Genomic DNA, 24,119 nt, shown 5'->3' on the forward strand with positions numbered 1-24,119 from the left:
ATTCCATCAAGGGGGAAATTGGCTCATGTCATTTGCAACAAGTGAGTATAAAGAGAGAATACGGAAAACAAAAGAACGAATGATGCAAAAAGGAATCGATGTCCTGCTTATCACCGATCCGGCCAATATCAATTATTTATCCGGGTACGATGGCTGGTCGTTCTATGTGCATCAGATGCTTGTTGTCATCATTGACGAAGAACAGCCGATGTGGATTGGAAGAGGAATGGATGCGAATGCTGCTAAGGTAACGACTTGGCTTTATCGCGAGAATATCATTCCTTACCCAGATGATTATATTCATTCAGACACTAAGCATCCGATGGATTTCGTGGCTGGCTTTTTAAAACAAATTGGCCAGGAAAAGCGCTCTATTGGGGTCGAAATGGAAAACTATTATTTTACAGCCAAAAGCTACGAGCAATTAAAAAAGGGTCTTCCAAATGCTAGCTTTCAAGATGCGACTTTACTCGTGAATTGGGTGCGGCTCATCAAATCCGATGCTGAAATTGAATATATGAAACGGGCAGCGATAATCGCTGAAAAAGCGATGCAGGCAGGAATTGAGCTGATTCAAGAGGGGATCAGGGAATGTGATGTAGCTGCTAAGATTTTTTACACCCAAATCACGGGAACGGAGGAATTTGGCGGAGATTATCCGGCGATTGTACCGTTATTGCCATCAGGTGAAAAAACCTCGACCCCGCATTTAACTTGGACGGACGAGCGATATAAAGATGGGGATGCAGTTATTTTGGAATTGGCTGGCTGCTATAAAAGGTATCATTCTCCGCTGGCTCGAACCGTTCAAATTGGCAAGCCGAAAGAGGAAATGGAAACCCTTTCAAGGGTGGCAGTCGAAGGCATTAATGCTTGCCTTGAGATGATTCGCCCTGGTATCGCGGCGGAGGAAATTGAAGAAACCTGGAGAAAGACGATTGAGAAAAGCGGCTTTGTAAAAGAATCACGGCTTGGTTATTCAATGGGCTGTAATTACCCGCCGGATTGGGGCGAGCACACGGTAAGTATTCGTAAAGGGGACAAAACCATCCTACAGCCGAATATGACGTTCCACCTGATTCCGGGATTATGGCTCGACAAATATGGTTTTGAAGTGAGTGAGTCCATCCGGATTACCGAAACAGGCTGCGAAACCTTTGCCAAATTACCAAGAGACCTGACTTTAAAAGAACTTGTTTAGGAAGGTCAATCTAGCAAGCTAAAATCTATTCGATTAAATAAGGGGATGATGCATGGATGAAGAAAGCTACAATGGCTACTGCAATAGGGAATCTAGTTGAATGGTATGAATACGGTATCTATAGTTATACTGCGGCTCTTATTGGTGCACAATTTTTTCCGGAAAAAAGTAGTTCAGTAGCTTTGTTATATGGATTTGCGATTTTTGCCATTTCGTTCTTCTTTAGACCTCTCGGTGGAATGATCTTTGGTTCGATTGGTGACCGTTTGGGGCGGAAGAAAGTAATGGTGGTAACGATTATGGTCATGTCCTCTTCAACCGCTATTATCGGGTTGATTCCCAGTTACGGGTCCATTGGTATTTTTGCACCGCTATTATTAATTTTGATGCGGATGACACAAGGGTTAGCCGCAGGCGGGGAGTATACAGGAGCATCTGTCTTTATGAATGAGTCAGCTCCTAATAAGAAACGCGGACTTTTTACGAGTTTATTAGAATCAGGATCCTTGCTGGGCTACATTATCGGTTCCATTTTTGTAGCATTGATTACTTCCGGGCTCGGCCATGAGGATATGGCAGCATGGGGATGGCGAATTCCATTTATTTGTTCCTTGCCTTTAGCGTTAGTGGGAATGTATGTTAGAACAAAAGTGGATGATACACCAACTTTTATTCAAATGCAGAAAGAGAATACTTTATCTAAGAACCCTCTGAAAGAAATGTTTTCAACTGCGCGGAAGCCGCTTGCGATTGCCTTTTTAAATGTGGCGTTTGCCAATGGCGCTTATTATACTTTATTAACCTATCTTCCGTCTTATTTTGAGACACAGGTAGGGCTTTCGACAATGCAATCCCTTGTGGTTACGACGAGCGGGATGTTGTTCATGATGATTCTCTTTCCGATTTTTGGTATCCTGGCAGATCGATTTGGCAGGAAAAAGTTTCTGCTCTTGTCATCCTTACTAGCTATTTTTACAGCGGTTCCGATTATTGCTTTCGTTTCTGGCGGATCTTCAGCCGGTCCGTTAGTAGGTTTCTTTGCCTTAGGAATTATTGTAGCGATGTTTATTGGTGTATTTCCTTCGACCATTCCATTGTTGTTTCCGGACCGAGTAAGAAACAGTGCCTATGGGATTTCCTATAATGTTTCGACAGCCATCTTTGGAGGCGGTGCACCATTCATTATCACCTCCTTACAAACTGCTACAGGAAACAACCTCATGCCGGCTTTCTATCTAATCGGTACAGGCATAATGGCCGTCGTTTCCATCATGCTCATACCTAAAACCGTTAAAAATGCAACCAACGAGGCAATCGAATCAGACACCCACACTGCCTAAACAGAAGATCTAAGACCACTCGTCCCCATGGACGGGTGGTCTTTTTGAATTCGGCAAAAACCGGGCGGTGCCTGTCACCACCCGAATTTTGTCGAACCCTTCATTTGGAAGCGTTCGATTCCATTATTTATCCATTACTTATGTTAATATAGGTTCTAGTGAGGTTTTTGGAAGGAAGTTGTCATTTATGAGTGATTATATAGATGAAAGCAGGCGTGATGATAAGGGTTTTAAGCTTGCGGTGGCGGGGACCGGTTATGTTGGGCTGGTTGCCGGTGTTTGTTTTGCGGAGGTAGGCCATGTAGTGACGTGTGTGGATGTTGATGGAGATAAGATTGCCAGGATGAAGCAGGGGATTTCTCCTATCTTTGAGGCGGGACTTGAAGAGCTTTTACAGAAGAATTATGCAGCCGGCCGATTGCAGTTTACCACCGATTATTCACAGGCATACAGGGATGCCGACGCAATTTTTATCGGAGTCGGTACCCCGGAGCAGCCGGACGGTTCGGCGGATCTTTCATCGATTGCCACTGTTGCGCGGCAAATTGCTGAAACCATTGAGAAGGACTGCTTAGTAGTGGTGAAATCAACGGTTCCAGTAGGGACCAACGATAAAGTAGAACAGTTTATCCACGATTTTCTACCTCATCGTGGCGGACAAGTAACGGGAAATGGGGCCGCCTCGGATAAACCAATCCGGGTCGAAGTTGCGTCAAATCCGGAATTCCTCGCACAAGGTACAGCCGTTTATGATACGCTGCATGCCCGAAGGATCATCATTGGGACGGAAAGCAAGTGGGCAGAACAGATACTGCAGAAGATTTATGAACCGTTTCAACTGCCGATTGTTTCTGTCAGCCGGCGATCGGCGGAAATGATTAAATATGCCGCAAATGATTTTCTTGCACTAAAAATTTCCTATATGAACGATATCGCGAATCTATGTGAGCTAGTTGGCGCCGATATTGAGGATGTGGCGGTTGGGATGAGCTTTGATGAGCGGATCGGTGGTAAGTTTTTACATGCGGGAATTGGCTTTGGCGGCAGTTGTTTTCCAAAGGATACAAAGGCGCTCAACTATTTGGCGGAGCAGCATGGGTATGAGCTGCGGACCGTCAAGGCGGCCATTGACGTGAACATCGATCAAAAGACGGTCTTATATAAGAAGGCCAGCAAGCGGCTGATCACCTTTAATGGTTTGAAGGTGGCTGTGCTCGGTTTGACGTTTAAGCCAGGAACGGATGACACACGGGAGGCGCCGTCCCTTGATAATGTTCCATTGCTATTGGAGCAGGGGGCTGAGATTTTTGCCTATGATCCGGTTGGCGCAGACCAATTTAAGCGGCGATTTCCTGAGGGTTCCATCGGCAAAGGGAGTATCACTTATGTGGAAACGGCTGCAGAAGCGTTAGAGGGTGCCCATGTCTGTTTTATTTTTACCGAGTGGGGCGAAATCAAAGCGGTGAAGCCTGACGATTATAAGAAGTGGATGCGAACACCGCTGGTTTATGATGGCCGCAATATTTACGCGGTGGATGAAATGAAGGAAGCCGGGGTTGAATATTATTCAATTGGAAGACAAGCGGGAACACGGAGAAGCGCTGCAGTGCGGGAAAGGGAAATAAATCATGTTTGAAAAAAATAAAACCTATCTTATCACTGGAGCGGTGGGGTTTATCGGCTACTTTTTGGCGCGAAGGTTATTGGAGCAAGGCTGCCGGGTCATTGGGCTTGATAATTTAAACGATTATTATGATGTGAACCTGAAACATGCCCGTCTGGAAAAACTCCGAACCTTTGAGCAGTTTATTTTTATAAAAGGGGATATTTCTGATAAGGAAGTGGTCTTCGGAGCATTTGAGACTTATAAACCGCATATCGTGGTGAACTTGGCCGCACAAGCCGGGGTTCGCTATTCGATTGAGAACCCGGATGTTTATATTCAAAGCAATCTGATTGGTTTTTATAATATTTTAGAGGCATGCCGGCATCATCCGGTCGACCACCTTGTTTATGCATCGTCGAGCTCGGTTTATGGGGCGAATGAAAAGGTGCCTTTCACTGAGACGGATTTTGTCGATCACCCAGTTTCGCTTTATGCGGCAACGAAAAAATCAAATGAGCTGATGGCCTATACGTACAGCCATCTTTATAAAATTCCCGCCACAGGGCTGCGCTTTTTTACGGTTTACGGGCCGATGGGGCGGCCGGATATGGCCTATTTCGGATTCACTCAAAAATATTTTGCGGGTGAGCCGATTCGGATTTTTAATAATGGTGACGTGGAAAACGATCTCTATCGCGATTTTACGTATATTGACGATATTGTTGAAGGGCTGGTGCGTCTACTGGAAGTACCCCCTAGGGCGGATGGAGGCGTACCACATACCGTCTTCAATATTGGCAACAATCGCCCGGAAAAATTGATGAATTTTATTGAGACATTGGAAAAAGCTTTAAGCCGTTCGCTGGGCAGAGAGGTTCTTTTTAAAAAAATCTTTGAACCTATCAAGCCGGGGGACGTTCCGGCCACCTTTGCTTCGACAGATAGGCTTGAAAAAGCGGTAGGCTTCAAGCCTTCAACTTCAATTGAAGAAGGACTGCAAAAATTTACGAATTGGTATTGTGAATATTATCAGGTGAAATAAAAGGGATGAGTAACATAATGACAGGGGAAAGAGTATTAAGTCAGCCATTGGTTTCGATTGTGATCCCAACCTACAACCGGCTTTATCAATTAGCCGAGCTGGTGGAGGCACTATGCAGGCAGACGTACAAGAATTTTGAGGTAATCATTGTTAACGATTGTGGGGAAAAGGTCGATGTCCTTCAAGAGGTGTATCCTGATTTGAATCTCGTGATGGTGGAGCTGGAGGAGAATTCGAAGCATGTTTTGGCGCGCAATCAAGGGGTATTAAGGGCTAAAGGCGAGTTCATCATGCTGATTGATGATGATGATTTAATTATCCCAACCCATCTCGAAACGATGGTCGGCGCGATACGGGAGTATGATTTGGTTTATTCCGATGTGGAGATTGTGAATTTTACGATGGAGAACCGGATGAGGGTTGCGGCCAGCCGGTTTTTGTTTGCTTATGAAATGGATTTAACGGCAATGAGAAGCTTCTCCACCTATGTTCCCTCCGGAAGTCTTTACCGACGGGGGCTGCATCAAACATTGGGGTTGTTTGACCCAGACGTACATAACTATTGGGATTGGGACTTCTTCTTGCGGGTAGCGGAAAACCATCGGATCCAGCGTGTACCGGCCGCCGGTGTGCTATATGACTTTTCGGATGGAAATAACAACCAATCGAAGGACTCTGCTTCAAGAAAAGCCTATCTCGACAAACTATCCGAAAAACACCAGCTCGGCAGCCTCCCAACCAAAAACTTCTTCCAACTCTTAGAACAACCCGAAGTCAAACAAAGACAAGCCGAAAGCCACATCCTCTGGGACGGCCAACCATTTCGGTCACGATTAATTGGGTGAGAACGAGAAGTTCGTTTGATTCGACAAAAATCGGGTGGTGCCTGTCACCACTCGATTTTTGTCGAATTTTTTAGTGATTTCTAAATACTTTTATTTTTTGTGAGGATATTATTAGAATATAACGTGTTTTTTTACTAATGGTACTCTAAAGATGGTATTAAAGGAGTTTAGGCAATATTTCCTCTTGCTACTTGATATTTCAATATTATTTACTATTTTTTTAAATATTTTTACTTTTATTATCTTTGTTCACATGAAAAATGGACTATGATACGATCAATTTGGTTTTGGAATTGTTGTGCCCATCAATCGAACAATGAAACAACAAATTGAATCAGTCATCATACCTTCCAAAATCATCAAAATTCTTTAAAAGAGGTGTGGATGATGAAGCTAACCCAAGCTTTACAAAACGAAAACCTAAAACTTTTAACGGAAATCCGTGATCTTAAACTCAAAATGCAAAAACTCTACCAAGAAAAAGGTCCAAGCACCCCCGACTACATCACACTTTCACTAAAACTCAATTTCCTCATGAACGAATACTTTGATGAAAAATTAGTTCATCTGCAATAGACTTATTATCCTATTCGACAAAATTCGGGTGGTGCCTGTCACCACCCGAATTTTGTCGATTCTCCCCTTTTTTTACAAAAAAATCTCAAAATATCTCAAAATATCTTAAATTTTGTAATAGAGTAATAGTATAATTGTCTTATGGAAATATTTCGAGAATGAAAATATGGGGAGGAAGTATGAAAAAAGCAGTTATTTTAATTGTGGTTATGTTGATGTGTTCGACATTGTTCCCACAATGGCTGACAGGGGGACAGGCCTTTGCGAAGGCCAAGTATCCGGATGTGAATGATTATATTAAAACAAAAAAGCTCACACCGGTGAAATTCGAATATCAGCATATCAGTAAGTTTCCAGACTTCAATTATCGCAATGGCTATGCGATGGTTGAAGGGGTCGTCGCCCATGAAACGGCAAACAGCCACTCGACCATCTACGGTGAAATCGCCTATATGTCGAAACATTATAATAATGCATTTGTGCATGCATTTGTCGATGGCTCGCATGTCATCGAAATCCAGTCTCCCAATTATGGGGCATGGGGTGCAGGGAGTTATGCCAACAAACGCTTTGTCCATGTCGAACTGGTCCGAGTCCATAGCTTTGATCAATTTGCCCGCTCCATCAATAACTACGCGAATTATCTTGCCTTTTTACTATTTGAATACAATCTAGGCGTCACCAGCGCTGAAAAAACAGGCAAGGGCACATTATGGTCCCATAATGCTGTTTCCAAATTCCTTGGTGGCACAGACCATGGCGACCCGCATGGTTATTTTTCTCAGTGGGGCTATAACTGGAATGACTTTGTTAAGCAAGTCACGCAAAAATACAATACCTTAAATACAACCATCGATACAAAAAGACTAGGCTACATCAAGAACGAAGGCGCAAAAATTTATCACGAAATTGGCGATGACACCACCGCCATCACAGCAGATTCCACCTATACCAATCGCGTTTATTACATAAAAGAACAAGCGATCGAAGACGGTCAAATCTTTTTTCTATTAAGTAATGAAAAAGGAATCATCGGCTGGGTAAAGTCAGCGGATTTATCCGTTATGCCATACGCCCTCATCAGTAAAAAATCAAAGAATTTTATTTTAAAAGGAACCGGAAAAGCCTATAGCAAGGAATGGGGCCAGAAAAATGATGCCGTCATCGCGACGCTTTCTACCTATGCCGACCAAGAATTCACGGTCAACGCAACGGAGCAAATCGGAAACTCGATTTGGTATCGCGGAACGCTTGCAGGCCAAACGGTTTGGGTGTATTCAAGTAACGTAACGACCATCACGGAAAGCAGCACAAACCGATTAGGTGTGGTCAAAAATCCTGACGTTAAGATTTATAAGAACATTGGTGAGGAAGCGACTGCGAATCCATCAGGTGCAACGAATACCAGCACTGTTTTTTACATTAAAAAGAAAGCTACGGCAAACGGTAATACCTATTACCTGCTTAGCACACAGACAAGTAGTACAAAAGGAGTAATCGGCTGGGCAAAATCGACGGATTTAACAACGCAATCCTATGCAGAAGTTGATAAAAATCCGAAGATGTTTTTAATCAATGGAACCGGCAGCGCCTATAGCAAGGCATGGGGCGGTGTAAAGGATTCCACTATTAAAAATCTATCCGTCTATAAGGAACAGGGATTTAAGGCGCAGCTAACCGCTAAAATCGGCAGTACCATTTGGTATCGCGGACAGTTGGACGGTAAGACGGTTTGGGTTCCTTCTTATTCTGTCAAATCAATCAAAGAGAGTAGCACAAGCCGTTTAGGCCGGGTAAGAAGCAGCAGTGTTAAGATTTATAAACTGATAGGAGATAGCTCGTCTGGCTTCAAGGCAGGTTCAACCTATACGAATCATGTCTATTATATTAAGAAACAAGCAAGCTTTATGGGACAAACCTATTACTTGCTAAGCAATCAGGCTAGTGCAAGCGCAGGAGTCATTGGCTGGGTGAAACAAACTGACCTTTCCTCACAAAGCTATGCGCAGACCAAACAAAAAAGCAAAAAACTTGTCGTCAAAGGAACCGGCAGCGCCTACAGCAAACCATGGGGCAGCAAAAAAGACACCACCTACAAAAGCCTATCCAAATACAAAGGAAGAACCTTCAAAATCACTTCCAAATGGAAAGTCGGGAAAGCAACCTGGTACTACGGCAACTTCGGCGGCAAAAAAGTATGGATCGACAAAAATTATTTGAAATAGTGATTCGACAAAATTCGGGCGGTGCCTGTCACCACCCGAATTTTCTTATTTCACAGTGGTAAGTTCCACAATTAAAAAGCGGCCTCTCCTTTGAATCGGAGAGGCCGCTTTTGTGTTTATGAATTAGTGATTTCGTTGTAGGCGACGAGTTTTAGTGCGGTGATTTCGTCCTCTGTTAGTTTGCTTCGAAGTATCTGGAGGACTTCAGCTTTTGTCATGGTTCCTGCTTGTACTTTTGAGTACATGTCCTTAAGCTCGGGTAGGCCAATTTTTGAAATTAATAGCTTTGCTGCATCTTCTTTTGTATTAAAAGGTAGCTTATGGATTGGAGCCTGAGTGGTGATAGTACCGCCGTGGTTGGATGCTGTTTGTGCTTTTGTTGTTGGCTGTCGTGCCGTGCTGGTGCTGACAGAAGCGCCGGAATCTGCTTTTTTCACAAGGTTTTTTAATTTTGGATCGCTTTCAACTGTTTTTCTTACGTTTGGATCGTTTTGAATTGACTGCTTGATTTTTGACAAATCCCCTGATGTTTCTAAGTCCTTTGAAACATTTTCAATTAATTTAGCAGAGGCCATGTTCAGGCCAACTCGATAAACCCCATACCCAATGCTGCCAAATACAACGAGAACTGCAACAAAAACGGACAATTTCCTTTTCATGATATGCTCCTGCTAATAATAAATTTTCGTTAACCATTCTGGAAAAAACAATAGAAAGGACAGACCAAAAGGGTCTGCCTGATTCAATGATTATTTCGCTGCTTTTACAACTACTTTTGTTTTGTTGCTTACGTTTTTAGCCTTATCTTTAGCTGTTACATATAAGACAGTGCCTTTCTTTTGGGCCTTGATTTTGATGCTGAAGTTTCCTTTGCTGGTAACTTTTCCAGTCGCTAATACTTTTGAACCTTTTTTGATCGTAATGGTAGCGCCTTTTTCCGCTTTTCCTTTGATGACTTTATCGTTTGAGTCAACAGAGTAAACAGTTGGTTTTGCCGGTGCAATCTTATCATGGACTGTAACGGTTGTCGCTACACTTATATTACCTGCTTTATCTTTTGCATAAACCTTAAGGACAGTACCCGCTTTTTGCGTCTTCATCTTAAGTGAGAAGCTGCCGTTTGAAGAAGTATAGCCTTTTGCAATCGTTGTTTTACCATATTTTACGGTGATGTAAGAATGTCCTTCTGCTGCTTTTCCTTTGATTACTTTATCATTGTTGTCAACGGAGTAAACGGTTGGTGCTGCAGTGTATTTGTCTAGTACTTTATAGATTGTTGTCTTACTTGTATTGCCTGCTTTATCCTTTGCGGTAAGCGTAAGGATCGTACCGCCTTTTTGGCGTTCAATTTGCAGAGCAAAAGTTCCTTTTGATGAAGCATAACCCTTCGCAACGGTAGTACTGCCTCGTTTTACAGTGATGTAGGAATTGGCTTCTGCTTTTCCGGAAATCACTTTGTCTCGGTTGTCAAAAGGATCGACTTTTGGCGCAGCTGGTGCAACCGTGTCCTTCACGGAAATTGTTACATCTTTTGTAATAACCGGCATGTTTAAATAGTAAGCTTGTACTTTTACTTTTCCAGCTTTTTTGGCTGTCAGTTTATTGCCGCTGAAGGAAGCAATTTCTGAATTGGTTGTTTTCCATTGAACATTCTTCGTAAAATCTCCTAAAATAGCAACTTTAAATAGGTAGGAAGCTGATGAACCTGCATATATTGAGCTTGAGCCATAGATGTCGCCACCATTACTACGAATCAGTCCTGATGATAATCCTGCAGAGGCAGATTTCACGGGGTCCGTAGCTTTTTCTGCATTAGCTTTGATGGCTAGTAGGGTATCAAGGGATACGCCTAATTTTTGCGAGAATAAACCTTCAACCCCTTTAGCCTTTGCAGCATCATTAGCAGCTGCTTTTACGATCGTATTAAAGCTTGAGTTGTCTTTTTTAATAAAGGATTGTACAAGTTTATTTTGCAAGCGATTTTCAAAATCGGCAAATAATAGGATGGCTTGATCAACCGAAAGCTTTCCGTCAAAAATCTTAGTAAAATGATCCTTGTGGTCTGTTCTGAACTTTTCAAGTGCTGCTTTGAAATCTTTTGAGTTTGTTTGATATTGTAGCTTGGCTAGGTCCTTTGCAATTGCAACCGCTGTACCTTTAGATGAAGTTTTCCCGTCAATTTTCGCTACTAAACTAGCACCAAGAACCTTTGAAAAATCAACTTTGTCTACCTTACTGTAAGCCGCTTTAATATCCGCAATATCAGAAGCTGTCAATTTTTTATAAATTGCATCATGATACGCAACAATACCAGCTGTCGCATCCGTCGCCGCATGAGCAGTATGTGGAGCAATCGCAAAATTCGCTGCAATCGGCGTCAAGGCAATCGTCCCAGCCAAAACGAAACTAAAAGCATTCTTATGTAATCTTTTCTTCATTTCCCATTCTCCTCCAAATTTCTACACATTTCTTAGTATACTTCATAGGACAAAAGTAGGAAAGTGTAATATTTTTCGACAAAATCCGAACGGCGGCAGACGCTACTCGGATTTTGTCGAATGCTTTTTGTGGTTTGTTGCAGGATTTTGAGTGGTTTTGTCGAATTAGTTTTGTGATTTAAATCCATTCTGTTTGGAGGTTGTTTTTAATGTCTCGTAAAAAGAGAATCTATGTTCCATATCTTTTTTATCATAATCCTTTATGAGCTCCATGATCAATTCCACTTTGAAATTGCCTCTTATTGTTTGATGACCAACCACTATCACCTTCTCATTCGTTCACAAGAAGTTCCGATCTCAAAACTAATGTCAATTATCAACAGAAGGTATGCCGATTACTATAACACAAAGTACAATCTAACCGGTCATGTTTTTGAAAAACGTTTCCATGATAATATCATCCTTGATCGAAAAGAAATGCTTGATGTGTGCCGCTATATTCATATGAATCCTGTTGAGGCTGGTATGGTGAAGAACCCCGAACTCTATCCTTGGAGCACTGTCATTTATTTAAGGAGCCGATGGCCCCGCAGCCGGTTTTCATGAATATTGATAGTCTGTTAGATTTATTTGCTGGATCGACCGAAGAAAAAAGGAAATTATTCTGGATGGTTATGAATTTTCCTGAAACTGGGGAAAGGAGAAAGAATTAATGGATATTCCCACATTTATATAGAGCATAGGGGCTATCTGTTACTTCCGAGACTCGCTCAACCGTTTCCAGTCATAACCCGGAATATAAAAAGATATTGTGACTCGACAAAATTCGGGTGGTGCCTGTCACCACCCGAGTTTTGTCGAAATCTTCTCGTTGAAAACGGTTTCGATGAAAGATATAATGATTTTAACTTTTCAAGTTTGGTAGGTTCCTATTTTTTTGTTGTATTAATTTCATCAGTGGAGAAATTAAACTTAAAAAGAGCGGATATCCCCAATAAAATGACTCTAATTCAAAGCAATTATTAACACCGCGGGTGAAATTAGATTTACGATTACTTCAATCTCTATTCCTGTTATAGGAGACGAAATAGAAGTAATCCAATCATATTCTTTCAAGGGTATAACTCACATCAAACACAACAAGCAAAGTACCTGAAAAAATTATCAAAGGGGGAAGACAATTGAAGAAGACTCATTTTTGGAAAACGCTGCTGTTAATCGTTCTTTCGGCAATAGTGGTCGTTGGATGTTCCAGCAAGGAAAGCAGCAGTGAAAAGAAGCCTGGTACCAAATCAGGTGACAAAGAAATGGTGATCGCAGTAAATGAAAACTTTATTTCGATGGACCCGCATAATACGGGTGATACCAATTCTAACTCCGTACAGTCTGCCATGCTTGAAGGACTATTGGGCTTTGATTCAGAAGGAAAAATTATCCCTAAACTAGCTGAAGAGTACAGCGTTAGTGATAATGCATTGGAATATACCTTTAAACTGCGTAAAGGGGTAAAGTTCCATGATGGAGAGGACTTTAATGCAGAAGCCGTAAAAGCCAACTTTGAAAGAATCATGAAAGATGACAGCCTTCGTTTAAACAGCCGCGGATTTAATCTCATCACGAAAATCGATGTAATCAATGATTATGAAATGAAAATCACTATCAAAGAACCATATGCAGGGATGTTAACCCGATTTGTATCCGCAAAAATTCTTAGCCCGAAGCTCTTAGCTAAAGGAAATGACAAGATTGCCAAAAACCCAGTTGGAACAGGTCCATTTAAATTCGTTGAATGGGTTCAAGGCGATCATTTAACTGTTGAACGTTTTGATGGGTATTGGAACAAAGCTGACCGTGTGAAAAAGATTACCTACAAACCAGTTCCGGAAAATGGATCTCGCGTTGCTATGTTAAAAACAGGTGAAGCACAGGTCATCTATCCACTGCCTAGTCAAAACATTAAAGAATTAGAAAGCAATTCTGACGTTAAGGTAGAAAAAATTCCTTCTACGATCGCACGGTATGTATCCATTAACACGATGAAAAAGCCATTTAACGATCCGCGTGTTCGTCAGGCATTAAACTATGCCGTTGATAAGGATGCTTTTATCAGTGTTGTCAATGCGGGCTTCGGGCTTCCTTTAGACTCGATTATACCGAGTAAAACGCTTCACTATGTAAAACAGGAAGAATATCAGCAAAATATCGAAAAAGCAAAGCAATTATTAAAAGAAGCTGGATATGCAAATGGCTTCAAAACGGAAATTTGGGGGAATACAAACTCCGACACGATGAAGGGGATGCAATTCATCCAGCAGCAATTAAAAGCGATTGGCGTCGATGTAAATATTAAATCAATGGAAGAAGGCACTCTTTCAGATGAAATTTACGGAGCACAAAAACCGGAAGATACAAAATTACAAATGTGGTATGTAAGCTGGTCTGCCTATCCTTCTGATACAACCAATGCAACAAAACCATTATTCTATGGCGGTTCATTCCCTCCAGAGGGTGCAAATACGGCTTATTATAAAAATGACCAGGTAGACAAATGGATGGATGAAGTGAATAAAACAGCCGATGCAGCAAAACAGGATGAAATCTACAGCAATATCCAGTCCACCATTTATAAAGATGCTCCATGGATTTTCCTAGGCGTCGATGAAATTTTAACTGGCAAGAGAACAAATGTGGAAGGTGTCAACATTACGCCGGATGGCGGAATTGACGTAACAAACGCAAACTTGAAGTAATTTTAATGGTTTAAAAGAGGCCTCGGGGGACTCTTTCCCCCGAGGATTCTTTCCTTCTTTGAAGATGAAAGAGATCAATCTGCGACTTTGAGAACTGTCCAGCTCCAGCGCCTAGCCCCTCGAGGTCGCTTCGGCCCTGCCGATGAAGTCAAAGAACGACTTCACCGTCAGGTCCTCCAGCGCTTGTCAGGGCTGACCAAGGCGCTTACGCTTTTCTATGAAAGGGGTTTTCACCATGCTCCAATATATTTTAAAAAGAATTCTAGAAATGATTCCAATCCTATTTATTGTTTCTATTTTAATCTTCCTCTTTACCCACTTAATTCCAGGCGACCCAGCACGACTGGTGGCAGGAAAAGACGCCACGTTAGATGAGGTCGAAGCGATTCGGGCGCAGCTTGGGCTCAATCAGCCGATTTGGGAGCAATATTTTACCTACATGGGCCACCTATTTCAAGGGAATTTAGGTACCTCCCTGAAGACAAAATTACCAGTAACGGATATGTTTGTTGACCGCTTTATGCCATCGATTTATCTAACATTAGCCAGTATGGTTTGGGCTTTAATCATTGGATTAATTATTGGAACATTCTCCGCTGTTTTTAAAAATAAATGGCCCGATTATCTTGGGATGGTAACAGCGGTTTCGGGAATTTCGTTACCAGGTTTTTGGTTAGGGTTAATCCTCATTCAGATTTTCTCCGTACAGCTGGGATGGTTTCCAACAGGCGGTGCAGAGGGCTGGCAAAGCTATGTGTTACCATCGTTAACACTGGGTGCCGGTATCATGTCGATGCTTGCTCGGTTTACCAGATCTTCACTACTCGAAACGCTTAAGGCTGATTTTATCCGTACTGGACGTGCAAAGGGGTTGAAGGAATCGGTTGTCATTCCTAAGCATGCCCTGAGAAATTCACTTATTCCGGTTGTAACCATTGCTGGTTTGCAGTTTGGCTTTTTACTGGGAGGATCCGTTGTAGTAGAAACTGTTTTTAGTTTCCCGGGAATGGGCCGGTTATTAATTGACTCGATTGCCTTTCGTGACTACCCTGTCATCCAGGCTGAATTATTACTGTTCTCCGTTGAATTTATTATTGTCAATTTAATTGTCGACCTTTTATATAGTTATCTTAATCCTAAAATCCGCTACGTTTCATAGAGGAGGGCCATAATGGAATTATCGAAACAAGTTACTCAAAATCAGACGATCATCACAGAAAAAAGGTATTCTCCGTTTAAGGACTTTTGGAAAAATTGGAAAAAGCAAAAGACAGCGTTCTGGGCAAGTTTTTTTATCCTATTACTGATTATCATCGCAATTATAGGTCCTTATATCGCGCCGTATGACCCCTATAAACCTGATTATAATGCACTGTTACAAGGTCCCGGTAAAGACCACCTAGCAGGCACGGATGAATATGGGAGAGATATTTTTAGTAGATTACTAGCCGGTGCTAGGATCTCATTGAGTGTAAGCTTTCTTTCTGTTTTTCTCGGAGCCTTGGTTGGTACCATGTTAGGGCTTGTCAGCGGCTATTTTGGCGGCTGGCTTGATCGGCTTATCATGAGAGGAAGCGACGTTATGTTTGCCTTTCCCGATATCCTTCTCGCGATTGCAATTGTGGCAATCTTGGGCCCTGGATTAACAAATGTAGTCATTGCCGTTTCCATTTTTGGTGTTCCATCCTTCGCAAGGTTGGTGAGGGGAGCTACGCTTGAGGCAAAAGAAACTGTATTTGTGGAGGCGGCTAAATCGATGGGGGCATCCCATTTTCGAATCATGTTTCAACATATTCTTCCAGAAACACTTGGTAGTTTAATCGTCTTTATATCAATGCGGATTGGAACAGCCATCTTGGCAGCCTCGAGTTTAAGCTTCCTTGGTTTAGGGGCAAGTCCGGAAACACCGGATTGGGGAGCGATGTTAAGCCTCGGACGTGATTATTTAGGTACATCGTCGCATGTCGTAATGATGCCGGGGATTGCCATCTTTTTAACCGTTTTGGCCTTCAATGTTGTCGGCGATGGGCTGCGAGATGTACTGGACCCGAAAACGAAGAATGAATAAGGGAGTTTGAAAAGGATGGAGAAGCTGCTGCAGGTAGAAAAGCTTGAAACAGAATTCACGAAGGATAAACATAAAACGAAAATTTTACACGGTGTTAACTTTCACATCCATAAAGGTGAGGTTGTCGGTCTTGTTGGTGAATCCGGAAGTGGAAAAAGTATCACTTCCCTCTCCATCATGAAATTATTTAAAGGGACGAGCGGAGAAATTTCAGGCGGCAGGATTCAATTTAATCAAGAGGATTTAACGAGCAAATCTGAAGGGGAAATGAGGAAAATTCGTGGAAAACAAATTGCGATGATTTTTCAAGAACCGATGACTTCCTTAAATCCCGTGATGAAAATTGGCGAGCAGCTGCTCGAGCCGATCCGCCTTCATTTAGGATTTGATGAGAAGAAGGCACGGGAACATGCCGTTTCAATTTTAAAAAAGGTCGGTATTCCAAGGGCGGAGGAAATCATGAAAGAGTTTCCCCATCAGTTATCCGGCGGTATGCGACAAAGAATCATGATTGCGATGGCGATAACCTGTCATCCACAGCTACTCATCGCGGATGAACCGACCACGGCACTGGATGTCACCATCCAGGCGCAAATATTAGATCTAATCAAACAACTGCAACAAAAGGAACAGATGTCGGTGTTATTGATCACCCATGATTTAGGGGTTGTTGCAGAAATGTGTGATCGGGTAGTCGTATTGTATGCAGGCAGAGTGGTGGAAGAGGCGAATGTATTCGATTTATTTGAAAGCCCAAAACATCCTTATACGAAAGGGCTGATTGGCTCTGTGCCAAAGCTTGGTCAGAAAAGGGATAAATTGGACTCGATTAGAGGCAATGTCCCGGACCCGAATCATTTACCTCAAGGATGCAAGTTTGCTCCAAGGTGTAATGATGCGATGCCGATTTGTTATCAGGAAGAACCGCCAGAATTGAAATTTGATCATGGCAGGACTTGCAGCTGCTGGTTATACAAAGAGGAAAGGGGGGGCATAAGTGTCTAATACTCTTTTAAAGGTATCAGGGTTAAAGAAATCTTTTTCGATTCCGGATGGCATGTTTGGAAAAAAGAAAACGCTCAAAGCGGTCCATGATGTATCCTTCATGATTCCGGAGGGGAAGACGTTCAGTCTTGTGGGGGAAAGCGGCTGCGGAAAATCGACAACAGGAAGGCTGATTAATCGGCTGATTGAGCCGAATCAGGGAGAAATCTGGATTGACGGGGATGAAATTTCGGGAAAAAAAGAATCACAATTAAAAACGATGCGGAAAAAGGTGCAAATGATTTTTCAGGACCCGTATGCCTCGCTTAATCCAAGGATGAAAGTTCGTGATATTGTTGCCGAACCACTTGCGATTCATACGAATCTATCAAGGGCAGAGCGATATAAACAGGTAGCGGAAATTTTAGAGGTTGTTGGTTTAAGTGAGTATCATGCGAATCGTTACGCCCATGAGTTCAGCGGCGGCCAGCGTCAGCGCATTGGCATTGCACGGGCGCTGATTCTAAAACCAAGATTGATTATTGCGGATGAACCCGTATCGGCCTTAGATGTCTCCATCCAGGCTCAAATCCTTAATCTTTTGAAGGATTTACAAGCCGAATTTAACTTAACCTATCTATTTATCTCGCATGATTTAAGTGTTGTTGAGCATATCAGTGACCATATTGGTGTGATGTATTTAGGGACGATCGTGGAGTCTGGGCCGAAAGAGGTTATTTTTTCAAACCCGCAGCATCCGTATACAAAAGCGCTTTTGTCGTCGATTCCGATTCCAGACCCGCGTCTGCGGAGGGAAAGGATTATTTTACAAGGGGATTTACCAAGTCCGGTGAATCCGCCGGCAGGCTGCCGGTTTCATACACGCTGTCCTTTGGCGACTGAGGCTTGTAAAGGGACGGAACCTGCTTTGAAAAAAGCGGGAACAGACGGTCATTTTGTTGCTTGTCATTTGGTAGAATAGCAGTTTTAAAAAATAGGAGGGGTTTTCGATGAAGGTTGGATTAAGTACATACAGTTTAGTGAAGGAATTACGCGAAGGGACGATGGATGTATTGGATGTCATTCAATGGATTGCGGATAATGGCGGCGAACATATGGAAATGGTTCCTTACGGTTATTCGGTGGTCGATAATCCCGAATTAGCGGATCAAGTTAAGGAAAAAGCAGCAACACTCGGGATTGAGCTGTCAGCCTATTCCTTGCCGGCAAACTTTGTTCAAGAGACTGAAGAGGCTTTTCAAGAAGAAGTGGAACGTCTCAAAACACATGTAGATATCGTCAATCGTTTAGGGATCAAGATTATGCGCCATGATGTAACGGCCTTCACGCTAAAGCCTGAAGAAATGACCATCCATTATTTTGAAGAACATTTTTCAAAATTTGTTAGAGGCAGCCAGTTGATTGCTGATTATGCGGCACAATTTGGTATTACGACTACAATTGAAAATCATGGCTTTAATGTTCAGTCAAGTGACCGGGTCCAGCGGGTGATTCATGCTGTGAACCGTGAGAATTTTAAAACGACCCTTGATGTGGGAAATTTCCTTTGTATTGATGAAGATCCGCTAGTTGGAGTGAAGAAAAATATTCCATATGCTGCGACTGTTCATTTTAAAGATTTCTATATTCGTCCTTACTATGAAAATCCAGGGGATGGTGTCTGGTTCCGGACGGTGAATGAAAACTATTTGCGTGGTGCGATTGTCGGCCACGGTGATTTAAATATTCGTGAGATTATCAAACTCGTTAAAAATTCAGGATATGACGGCTATTTAACGGTTGAGTTTGAGGGAATGGAAGATTGCAAGATTGGATCGAAAATTGGCATGGATAATGTAAGAAGACTATGGAATGAAGTGCAGTAATTTTACAGAAGGGGTGAAACACATGGAACAGCTTCGGGTTTGTGTGATTGGAACAGGTTCAATTTCTGATATGCACCTGGCATCTTATGCGAACAATCTCCATGCCGTATTATATGGTGTGTACGATTTTTCAAAGGAAAGAGCGGAGGAAAAAGCAAGGAAGTACGGAATTGAAAAGGTGTATGACTCTCTAGAAGCGGTTTTTGACGACCCTCATGTTGATGCTGTCAGTATTTGCACCTGGAATAACACCCATGCGGAAATTTCAATTGGCGCCCTAAAAAACGGCAAGCATGTATTAGTAGAAAAACCACTCTCGATGACGGTCGAAGAAGCAGTAAAGGTGGAGGAAGCTGCGCGAGAATCCAATAAAACCTTGCAGGTTGGTTTTGTCAGGAGATTTGCCACCAATACGAAAATATTAAAATCGTTTATAGACCAGGGGAAATTAGGGGAAATCTACTATGCCAAGGCATCCTGCTTACGGCGATTAGGGAATCCGGGCGGCTGGTTTGCCGACCAGGAACGCTCGGGAGGCGGTCCATTAATTGATCTTGGTGTTCATATTATTGATATTTGCTGGTATTTAATGGGGCGTCCAAAGGTAAAATCAATTTCCGGGAACACGTATCGGCAGCTTGGAAATCGTGGAAACGTTGAGAATCTAAGTTTTTATAAAGCTGCGGACTATGACAAAGGGAAAAATACAGTGGAGGATTTAGCTAATGCTCTCATTACCTTTGAGAATGGAGCTTCTTTACTTGTAGATGTTTCCTTTACCTTACATGCAAAGAAGGATGAAATTCAAGTAAAATTATTCGGCACTAATGGCGGAGCTGAATTAGAACCGGAATTAGTATTAATTAGTGAAGAAAATGATACGATTCTCAATATTCACCCGCAAATCGATCATCTTAGCTTCGATTTTTCCAATGCTTTTCAAAATGAAATTGATTCTTTTGTGGAGAGCTGCTTATCGGGGATCGAACCAGTGGCACCCGTTGAAGACGGCGTTGAAATCATGAAAATCTTAGCGGGGATTTATGAAGCCGCGGAAAAGAAGTGCGAGGTGAGATTTTAATCAATGCCTTATTTAAAATTGAACAATAAAATCGGGGTTATAGTGGATAGTCTTCAATTGCCGCTCCATGAAGGGCTTAAAGCAGTAAAGGAAATGGGGGCAGATGGTGTCCAAATCTATGCGGTTAACGGTGAAATGGCCCCGGAAAATTTAAGTGCCCGATCTCGGAAGGAACTTAAATCTTATATTGAGTCATTGGGTTTAGAAATTTCAGCCCTTTGCGGTGATTTAGGCGGTCATGGGTTTCAGGACCAGCACCAAAATAAGCAGAAGGTTGAAAAATCAAAACGAATTTTGGACCTAGCTGTGGAGCTTGGAACCAATATTGTTACTACCCATATTGGCATTATCCCGGAGGAAAAGGACAGTCCGATCTATGAAGCCATGCAATTGGCCTGTGAAGAGCTTGGGGTCTACGCTAAAAGGATGAATGCCTATTTTGCCATCGAAACGGGTCCGGAGCCAGCTGCCAGATTGAAGGACTTTTTGGATAGCCTAAGTACCAATGGAGTCTCTGTCAATTTTGATCCGGCGAATATGGTAATGGTAACGGGCGATGATCCTGTAGAAGGTGTAAAGCTTCTTAAGGATTATATCGTTCACACCCATGTAAAGGATGGAATCCGTCTTAAACCGGTTGACCCTCGCGATGTCTATGGGGCGCTTGGCTATGGAGGCGGAACAGACCATGAAAAAATAGCCCAAATGGTTGCCTCCGGTGACTACTTTCGTGAACTGCCACTCGGAAAAGGGGCAGTTGACTTTCCAAAATACTTCGCGGCCTTACAAGAAATCCAATACGACGGCTACCTAACCATTGAACGCGAAGTTCAAACCAACCCAACTCAAGATATCACTGAAGCAATTGAATTTATTAAAGCATTTAAGGTAGATTGAGAAGGAGTTGTGTTCGGCAAAATTCGGGGCGCGACAGGCGCCGCTCGAATTTTGTCGAAAGAAATTAAAAAATGATGTTAGTGCTTTCTTATGAATGGGAGATTTAACATGATTTTTTAAAGAGAAATAGAAAAATCATTTAAAAAGGGATGTAAATGGAATGGAAAAACAGGATCAGCTTTTAATGAAGAAGCAGAATAAGAATTTAGTTTTAGAGATTATAAAGAATCAATCGCCGATTTCGAGGATGGAAATTGCTAAGATCACAGGGATGAGTCCGACATCGATTACGAGGATCGTAAATGAGCTTCATTTACAAGGATTTGTTAAAGAAACGGAATTAGTAACTTCCGGTGTTGGTAGAAAGGCTGTTTTACTTGATGTATGTGGTGATGTGTTTTTTACGATCGGAGTTGAAATAGACAAATTTATTATAAAAATCGGTATTGTCAATTATGTTGGGGAGATTGTTGAATTAAGGAGGGTTCCAAGATTGGAGTCCGAAAGTTACTTTGAAACACTTGAAAAGGTAAATATGAACCTAAAGGAATTAATTGAAAAAAATCGGATTCCACATCAAAGGATAATTGGGATTGGAGCAGGATTACCAGGATTTATTGATAATCAAAACGGAGTTGTAAAGGTATCGGATCAGCTTAAATGGAAAAATGTCAATCTAGCGGAAGATCTTAAACAGCTTACGGCATTCGAAGTCATGATTGACAATGAATTAAAAATGAAGATTGTCGCAGAGGATTTTAAGGGGAGTGCAAAAAATTCGCATCATGCCGTCCTTGTTGGTATTGGGTCAGGTATCGGTTCTGCGATGATTCTTAACGGGGAAATTTACCGTGGCGATTCCAATAATGCGGGGGAAATCGGCCATACTGTGATTAATCCGACTGGGAATGTTTGTAATTGTGGAAAAATTGGCTGCCTTGCCACCTATATATCCGAAGGGGCGATTGTTGCGGATGCAAGAAAGGTAAAAGAAATTGATTCCATTCTTGATGTATTTGAGGCATACCGAAATGGGGAATCATGGGCCCATAATCTTATGGATCGAACAACGACTTATATTGCTCTAGCTGTTAGCAATATCCTTTGTCTCTATAATCCAGAAATGATTATTCTGAGCGGGGATACGATTGAAAGGCTCCCCGAAATAAAGCAACCGATTGAGCAGAAATGTGACCTATATATATGGGAACCATTGAAAGAAAGAGTAAAGATCGTTTATTCCCAGTTAGGTGAACATGGGGTTGTTCTTGGCGCAGCGATTCAAGTACAAAATTTGCTTCTGGATTTAGAGTAAACAAGGGATTTCATTTTTTTAGGGGAGAGGTTAGAAAGATGAATGCGGTAAAATTAGTGGAAGAAACTAGAGCAGGTTTAGTTGAAAATGTTCATATGGGAATGATATGCGGGGTAAATGAAAGGCTGGAAACGATCTACTATGCTGGGGACCCTGACCATTACACGTATTATCGGTCAGCGGCCAAGCCAATCCAAGCGCTGCCTGCCTTCTTAGCGAATATTATAACGAAATATGGATTGACAAGGGAGGAGGCTGCTTTGTTTACTGCTTCCCACCGCGGGGAATCCTATCATATTGCAGCTTTAGAGTCGATGCTAAAGAAATTACCTGTTCGGGAGGAAGAATTATTTTGTCCTTGCTCCCATCCTTTAAATGCAGCACCAAGGGAAGAAATGCTGCGGGAAAATAAAGAAAAAAGAAGACTTTACCATAATTGTGCAGGTAAACATATGGGATTTGTTACAGTTTGCCGTGAACTTGGATACCCGGTTGAAGGATATTGGGAAGTGGACCACCCACTTCAACAACAAATCCTGCAGATTCTTTCGGGACTCTCGGAAATCCCTATTACCGAGATTAAAGTTGGAAAGGATGGCTGCGGGGTCCCTGTTTTTGCCATTCCTTTAAAAAATATGGCGACAACCTATCTAAAATTAGCTTGTCCTGATTTGATTAAGGACCCAATTTTGCAAAAAGCCGTTATACAAATGACGGGTATTATGAATGAGTATCCCCATATGATTGCTTCAGAGCGATTTATTTGTTCCGTCTTGCTTCAAGATCAAAATATTGTCGCAAAAGGCGGAGCACAGGGAGTATATTGCTTTGGCTTGAAAAATGAAAGAATTGGTTTTGCTTTAAAGGTGTTAAATGGATCAGAGGATGTTTGGCCAGTCATTGTCGCCTCGATTTTGGAACAAATCGGGTATAAGAATAAACAAACGATTACGAGTTTAAGAGCTTTAAAACCATCTGTTTTAAAAAATGATGCCGGTGCTGAAGTTGGGGCCGTTCATGAACGGTTTGCACTGATTGCATATCCCGAAAATGCGGGCAAACAAGAAATTTGAAAAACAGTTGCCTATGTTAAAGGCTAGCGATGGTTTCTGAATGGAAACTGAAATCAATTTGTAGGGTGGTCGTTCATGCTTAAAGAAGTCTGTGTAGAGAATTTTACAAGGGTCCCCGAGGTGATTGCCAAAGGAGCTAACCGTATTGAGCTTTGTGACAACCTTTCTGTGGGAGGCACAACCGTCAGCCACGGTGTAGCGGCAAAAACCATTGAATATTGCCATAGTAGAAAGATTCAAGTGATGGCCATGGTCCGGCCTAGAGGCGGAAATTTTATTTATAGTAAAGAAGAAATAGAGTTGATGCGAGAGGATCTTGTTCATCTTAAACAATTAGGCACAGATGGAGTGGTGCTTGGCTGTTTAGATGAATCTGGCTGGATTGATGAGGCGGCAATACTTACCCTTCTGGAATCGGCAAAAGGCTTGGACGTAACTTTTCATATGGCCTTTGATCAAATTCATCCAGAATTCCAGTTGGATGCAATTGATTGGCTAGCAAAATATGGAGTAAAACGAATTCTAACCCACGGAGGCCCATTAGGATCTCCGATTGAGGAAAACCTCCATAAATTGAAGGAATATGTAGACTATGCCGCCGAAAGAATCATCATCCTGCCGGGTGGCGGCATTACCGCTAAAAACCTAAATCATCTCGTTAGTACCCTAAAAATAAAAGAAGCCCATGGGACCAAAATTGTTGGTTGAGATGTTAAAAGAATAATTTGACAAAAATCGGGTGGTGCCTGTCACCACTCGATTTTGTCGAATAATCCCTTTTGTGGATACAAA

The 24,119-nt window shown here is 42.1% G+C and carries 21 protein-coding genes; 19 read left to right on the top strand and 2 right to left on the bottom strand.

Features of this window, described 5'->3' with window-relative positions:
* The first annotated feature begins 25 nt into the window (after positions 1-25).
* The 7 genes from ACFQZ9_RS14670 (at position 26) to ACFQZ9_RS14700 (ending at position 8,835) form a co-directional block, all read left to right on the top strand.
* A complete protein-coding gene (locus ACFQZ9_RS14670) occupies positions 26-1,201 on the top strand; it encodes a M24 family metallopeptidase (protein ID WP_198310613.1) in 1,176 nt (391 codons plus the stop codon).
* Between the two features lie 56 nt (positions 1,202-1,257).
* Positions 1,258-2,541 (top strand): MFS transporter, encoded by a 1,284-nt coding sequence (locus tag ACFQZ9_RS14675; RefSeq protein WP_498944347.1) that lies wholly within the window; start codon positions 1,258-1,260, stop codon positions 2,539-2,541.
* Positions 2,542-2,728: 187 nt separating this feature from the next.
* Positions 2,729-4,177: a UDP-glucose dehydrogenase family protein gene (locus ACFQZ9_RS14680; protein ID WP_498944348.1), complete on the top strand. Its 1,449-nt coding sequence runs from the start codon at positions 2,729-2,731 to the stop codon at positions 4,175-4,177.
* Complete coding sequence (locus tag ACFQZ9_RS14685) at positions 4,170-5,189, top strand: Rossmann-fold NAD(P)-binding domain-containing protein (protein WP_498944349.1); 1,020 nt, start codon at positions 4,170-4,172, stop codon at positions 5,187-5,189. Before ACFQZ9_RS14680 ends, ACFQZ9_RS14685 begins: the two co-directional genes overlap by 8 nt.
* A 5-nt stretch (positions 5,190-5,194) precedes the next feature.
* On the top strand, positions 5,195-6,034 hold the full coding sequence (locus ACFQZ9_RS14690) for a glycosyltransferase family 2 protein (RefSeq protein ID WP_498944350.1): 840 nt from the start codon (positions 5,195-5,197) through the stop codon (positions 6,032-6,034).
* Positions 6,035-6,421: 387 nt separating this feature from the next.
* Positions 6,422-6,610: a hypothetical protein gene (locus ACFQZ9_RS14695; RefSeq protein WP_498944351.1), complete on the top strand. Its 189-nt coding sequence runs from the start codon at positions 6,422-6,424 to the stop codon at positions 6,608-6,610.
* A gap of 179 nt (positions 6,611-6,789) precedes the next feature.
* Positions 6,790-8,835, top strand: a complete 2,046-nt coding sequence (locus tag ACFQZ9_RS14700; protein ID WP_498944352.1) for a GW dipeptide domain-containing protein — start codon at positions 6,790-6,792, stop codon at positions 8,833-8,835.
* Positions 8,836-8,951: 116 nt separating this feature from the next.
* Here the strand turns inward: ACFQZ9_RS14700 and ACFQZ9_RS14705 are convergent, their stop codons facing one another.
* Together ACFQZ9_RS14705 and ACFQZ9_RS14710 are read right to left on the bottom strand one after the other, a co-directional pair.
* Entirely contained in the window at positions 8,952-9,494 is a 543-nt protein-coding gene (locus tag ACFQZ9_RS14705; RefSeq protein WP_498944353.1) for a hypothetical protein, read from the bottom strand.
* A 90-nt stretch (positions 9,495-9,584) separates the two neighbouring features.
* The gene (locus tag ACFQZ9_RS14710) at positions 9,585-11,273 is read right to left on the bottom strand and encodes an Ig-like domain-containing protein (RefSeq protein ID WP_498944354.1); all 1,689 of its coding nucleotides are present in this window, start codon (positions 11,271-11,273) and stop codon (positions 9,585-9,587) included.
* 231 nt (positions 11,274-11,504) lie between these two features.
* Here ACFQZ9_RS14710 and ACFQZ9_RS14715 point away from each other — a divergent pair, with 231 nt between their 5' ends.
* The 12 genes from ACFQZ9_RS14715 to ACFQZ9_RS14770 all read left to right on the top strand — a co-directional run bounded on the left by ACFQZ9_RS14715 (position 11,505) and on the right by ACFQZ9_RS14770 (position 24,035).
* A complete protein-coding gene (locus ACFQZ9_RS14715) occupies positions 11,505-11,879 on the top strand; it encodes a transposase (protein ID WP_498944355.1) in 375 nt (124 codons plus the stop codon).
* A gap of 575 nt (positions 11,880-12,454) precedes the next feature.
* Positions 12,455-14,023 carry a glutathione ABC transporter substrate-binding protein gene (locus tag ACFQZ9_RS14720; RefSeq protein ID WP_498944356.1) on the top strand — a complete coding sequence of 523 codons (1,569 nt, stop codon included), beginning with the start codon at positions 12,455-12,457 and terminating at the stop codon, positions 14,021-14,023.
* A 235-nt stretch (positions 14,024-14,258) separates the two neighbouring features.
* Entirely contained in the window at positions 14,259-15,182 is a 924-nt protein-coding gene (nikB, locus tag ACFQZ9_RS14725) for a nickel ABC transporter permease (protein WP_308914153.1), read from the top strand.
* Between the two features lie 12 nt (positions 15,183-15,194).
* Positions 15,195-16,091 (top strand): ABC transporter permease, encoded by an 897-nt coding sequence (locus tag ACFQZ9_RS14730; RefSeq protein WP_498944357.1) that lies wholly within the window; start codon positions 15,195-15,197, stop codon positions 16,089-16,091.
* Positions 16,092-16,106: 15 nt separating this feature from the next.
* Positions 16,107-17,096, top strand: a complete 990-nt coding sequence (locus tag ACFQZ9_RS14735; protein WP_498944358.1) for an ABC transporter ATP-binding protein — start codon at positions 16,107-16,109, stop codon at positions 17,094-17,096.
* On the top strand, positions 17,089-18,057 hold the full coding sequence (locus ACFQZ9_RS14740; protein ID WP_498944359.1) for an ABC transporter ATP-binding protein: 969 nt from the start codon (positions 17,089-17,091) through the stop codon (positions 18,055-18,057). The genes ACFQZ9_RS14735 and ACFQZ9_RS14740 overlap by 8 nt, the downstream gene beginning before the upstream one ends.
* 28 nt (positions 18,058-18,085) lie before the next feature.
* Positions 18,086-18,961: a sugar phosphate isomerase/epimerase family protein gene (locus ACFQZ9_RS14745; protein WP_498944360.1), complete on the top strand. Its 876-nt coding sequence runs from the start codon at positions 18,086-18,088 to the stop codon at positions 18,959-18,961.
* Between the two features lie 22 nt (positions 18,962-18,983).
* Complete coding sequence (locus ACFQZ9_RS14750) at positions 18,984-20,042, top strand: Gfo/Idh/MocA family protein (RefSeq protein WP_498944361.1); 1,059 nt, start codon at positions 18,984-18,986, stop codon at positions 20,040-20,042.
* Positions 20,043-20,045: 3 nt separating this feature from the next.
* Positions 20,046-20,939, top strand: a complete 894-nt coding sequence (locus tag ACFQZ9_RS14755; RefSeq protein ID WP_498944362.1) for a sugar phosphate isomerase/epimerase family protein — start codon at positions 20,046-20,048, stop codon at positions 20,937-20,939.
* A 160-nt stretch (positions 20,940-21,099) separates the two neighbouring features.
* The gene (locus ACFQZ9_RS14760; RefSeq protein ID WP_498944363.1) at positions 21,100-22,254 is read left to right on the top strand and encodes an ROK family transcriptional regulator; all 1,155 of its coding nucleotides are present in this window, start codon (positions 21,100-21,102) and stop codon (positions 22,252-22,254) included.
* A gap of 38 nt (positions 22,255-22,292) precedes the next feature.
* The gene (locus ACFQZ9_RS14765) at positions 22,293-23,327 is read left to right on the top strand and encodes an asparaginase (RefSeq protein WP_498944364.1); all 1,035 of its coding nucleotides are present in this window, start codon (positions 22,293-22,295) and stop codon (positions 23,325-23,327) included.
* Between the two features lie 75 nt (positions 23,328-23,402).
* A complete protein-coding gene (locus tag ACFQZ9_RS14770) occupies positions 23,403-24,035 on the top strand; it encodes a copper homeostasis protein CutC (RefSeq protein WP_498944365.1) in 633 nt (210 codons plus the stop codon).
* Positions 24,036-24,119 lie beyond the last annotated feature (84 nt).

Source organism: Neobacillus sp. GCM10027624, assembly GCF_042675345.1.
GTDB lineage: Bacteria > Bacillota > Bacilli > Bacillales > Cytobacillaceae > Neobacillus > Neobacillus cucumis_D.

Coding starts and splice junctions, on each gene's coding strand:
- ACFQZ9_RS14750 (WP_498944361.1), top strand. CDS start 18,984: ATGGAACAGCTTCGGGTTTGTGTGATTGGAACAGGTTCAATTTCTGAT.
- ACFQZ9_RS14745 (WP_498944360.1), top strand. CDS start 18,086: ATGAAGGTTGGATTAAGTACATACAGTTTAGTGAAGGAATTACGCGAA.
- ACFQZ9_RS14765 (WP_498944364.1), top strand. CDS start 22,293: ATGAATGCGGTAAAATTAGTGGAAGAAACTAGAGCAGGTTTAGTTGAA.
- ACFQZ9_RS14715 (WP_498944355.1), top strand. CDS start 11,505: ATGTTCCATATCTTTTTTATCATAATCCTTTATGAGCTCCATGATCAA.
- ACFQZ9_RS14735 (WP_498944358.1), top strand. CDS start 16,107: ATGGAGAAGCTGCTGCAGGTAGAAAAGCTTGAAACAGAATTCACGAAG.
- ACFQZ9_RS14690 (WP_498944350.1), top strand. CDS start 5,195: ATGAGTAACATAATGACAGGGGAAAGAGTATTAAGTCAGCCATTGGTT.
- ACFQZ9_RS14705 (WP_498944353.1), bottom strand. CDS start 9,494: ATGAAAAGGAAATTGTCCGTTTTTGTTGCAGTTCTCGTTGTATTTGGC.
- ACFQZ9_RS14710 (WP_498944354.1), bottom strand. CDS start 11,273: ATGAAGAAAAGATTACATAAGAATGCTTTTAGTTTCGTTTTGGCTGGG.
- ACFQZ9_RS14685 (WP_498944349.1), top strand. CDS start 4,170: ATGTTTGAAAAAAATAAAACCTATCTTATCACTGGAGCGGTGGGGTTT.
- ACFQZ9_RS14755 (WP_498944362.1), top strand. CDS start 20,046: ATGCCTTATTTAAAATTGAACAATAAAATCGGGGTTATAGTGGATAGT.
- ACFQZ9_RS14675 (WP_498944347.1), top strand. CDS start 1,258: ATGAAGAAAGCTACAATGGCTACTGCAATAGGGAATCTAGTTGAATGG.
- ACFQZ9_RS14770 (WP_498944365.1), top strand. CDS start 23,403: ATGCTTAAAGAAGTCTGTGTAGAGAATTTTACAAGGGTCCCCGAGGTG.
- ACFQZ9_RS14700 (WP_498944352.1), top strand. CDS start 6,790: ATGAAAAAAGCAGTTATTTTAATTGTGGTTATGTTGATGTGTTCGACA.
- ACFQZ9_RS14760 (WP_498944363.1), top strand. CDS start 21,100: ATGGAAAAACAGGATCAGCTTTTAATGAAGAAGCAGAATAAGAATTTA.
- ACFQZ9_RS14680 (WP_498944348.1), top strand. CDS start 2,729: ATGAGTGATTATATAGATGAAAGCAGGCGTGATGATAAGGGTTTTAAG.
- ACFQZ9_RS14730 (WP_498944357.1), top strand. CDS start 15,195: ATGGAATTATCGAAACAAGTTACTCAAAATCAGACGATCATCACAGAA.
- nikB (WP_308914153.1), top strand. CDS start 14,259: ATGCTCCAATATATTTTAAAAAGAATTCTAGAAATGATTCCAATCCTA.
- ACFQZ9_RS14695 (WP_498944351.1), top strand. CDS start 6,422: ATGAAGCTAACCCAAGCTTTACAAAACGAAAACCTAAAACTTTTAACG.
- ACFQZ9_RS14670 (WP_198310613.1), top strand. CDS start 26: ATGTCATTTGCAACAAGTGAGTATAAAGAGAGAATACGGAAAACAAAA.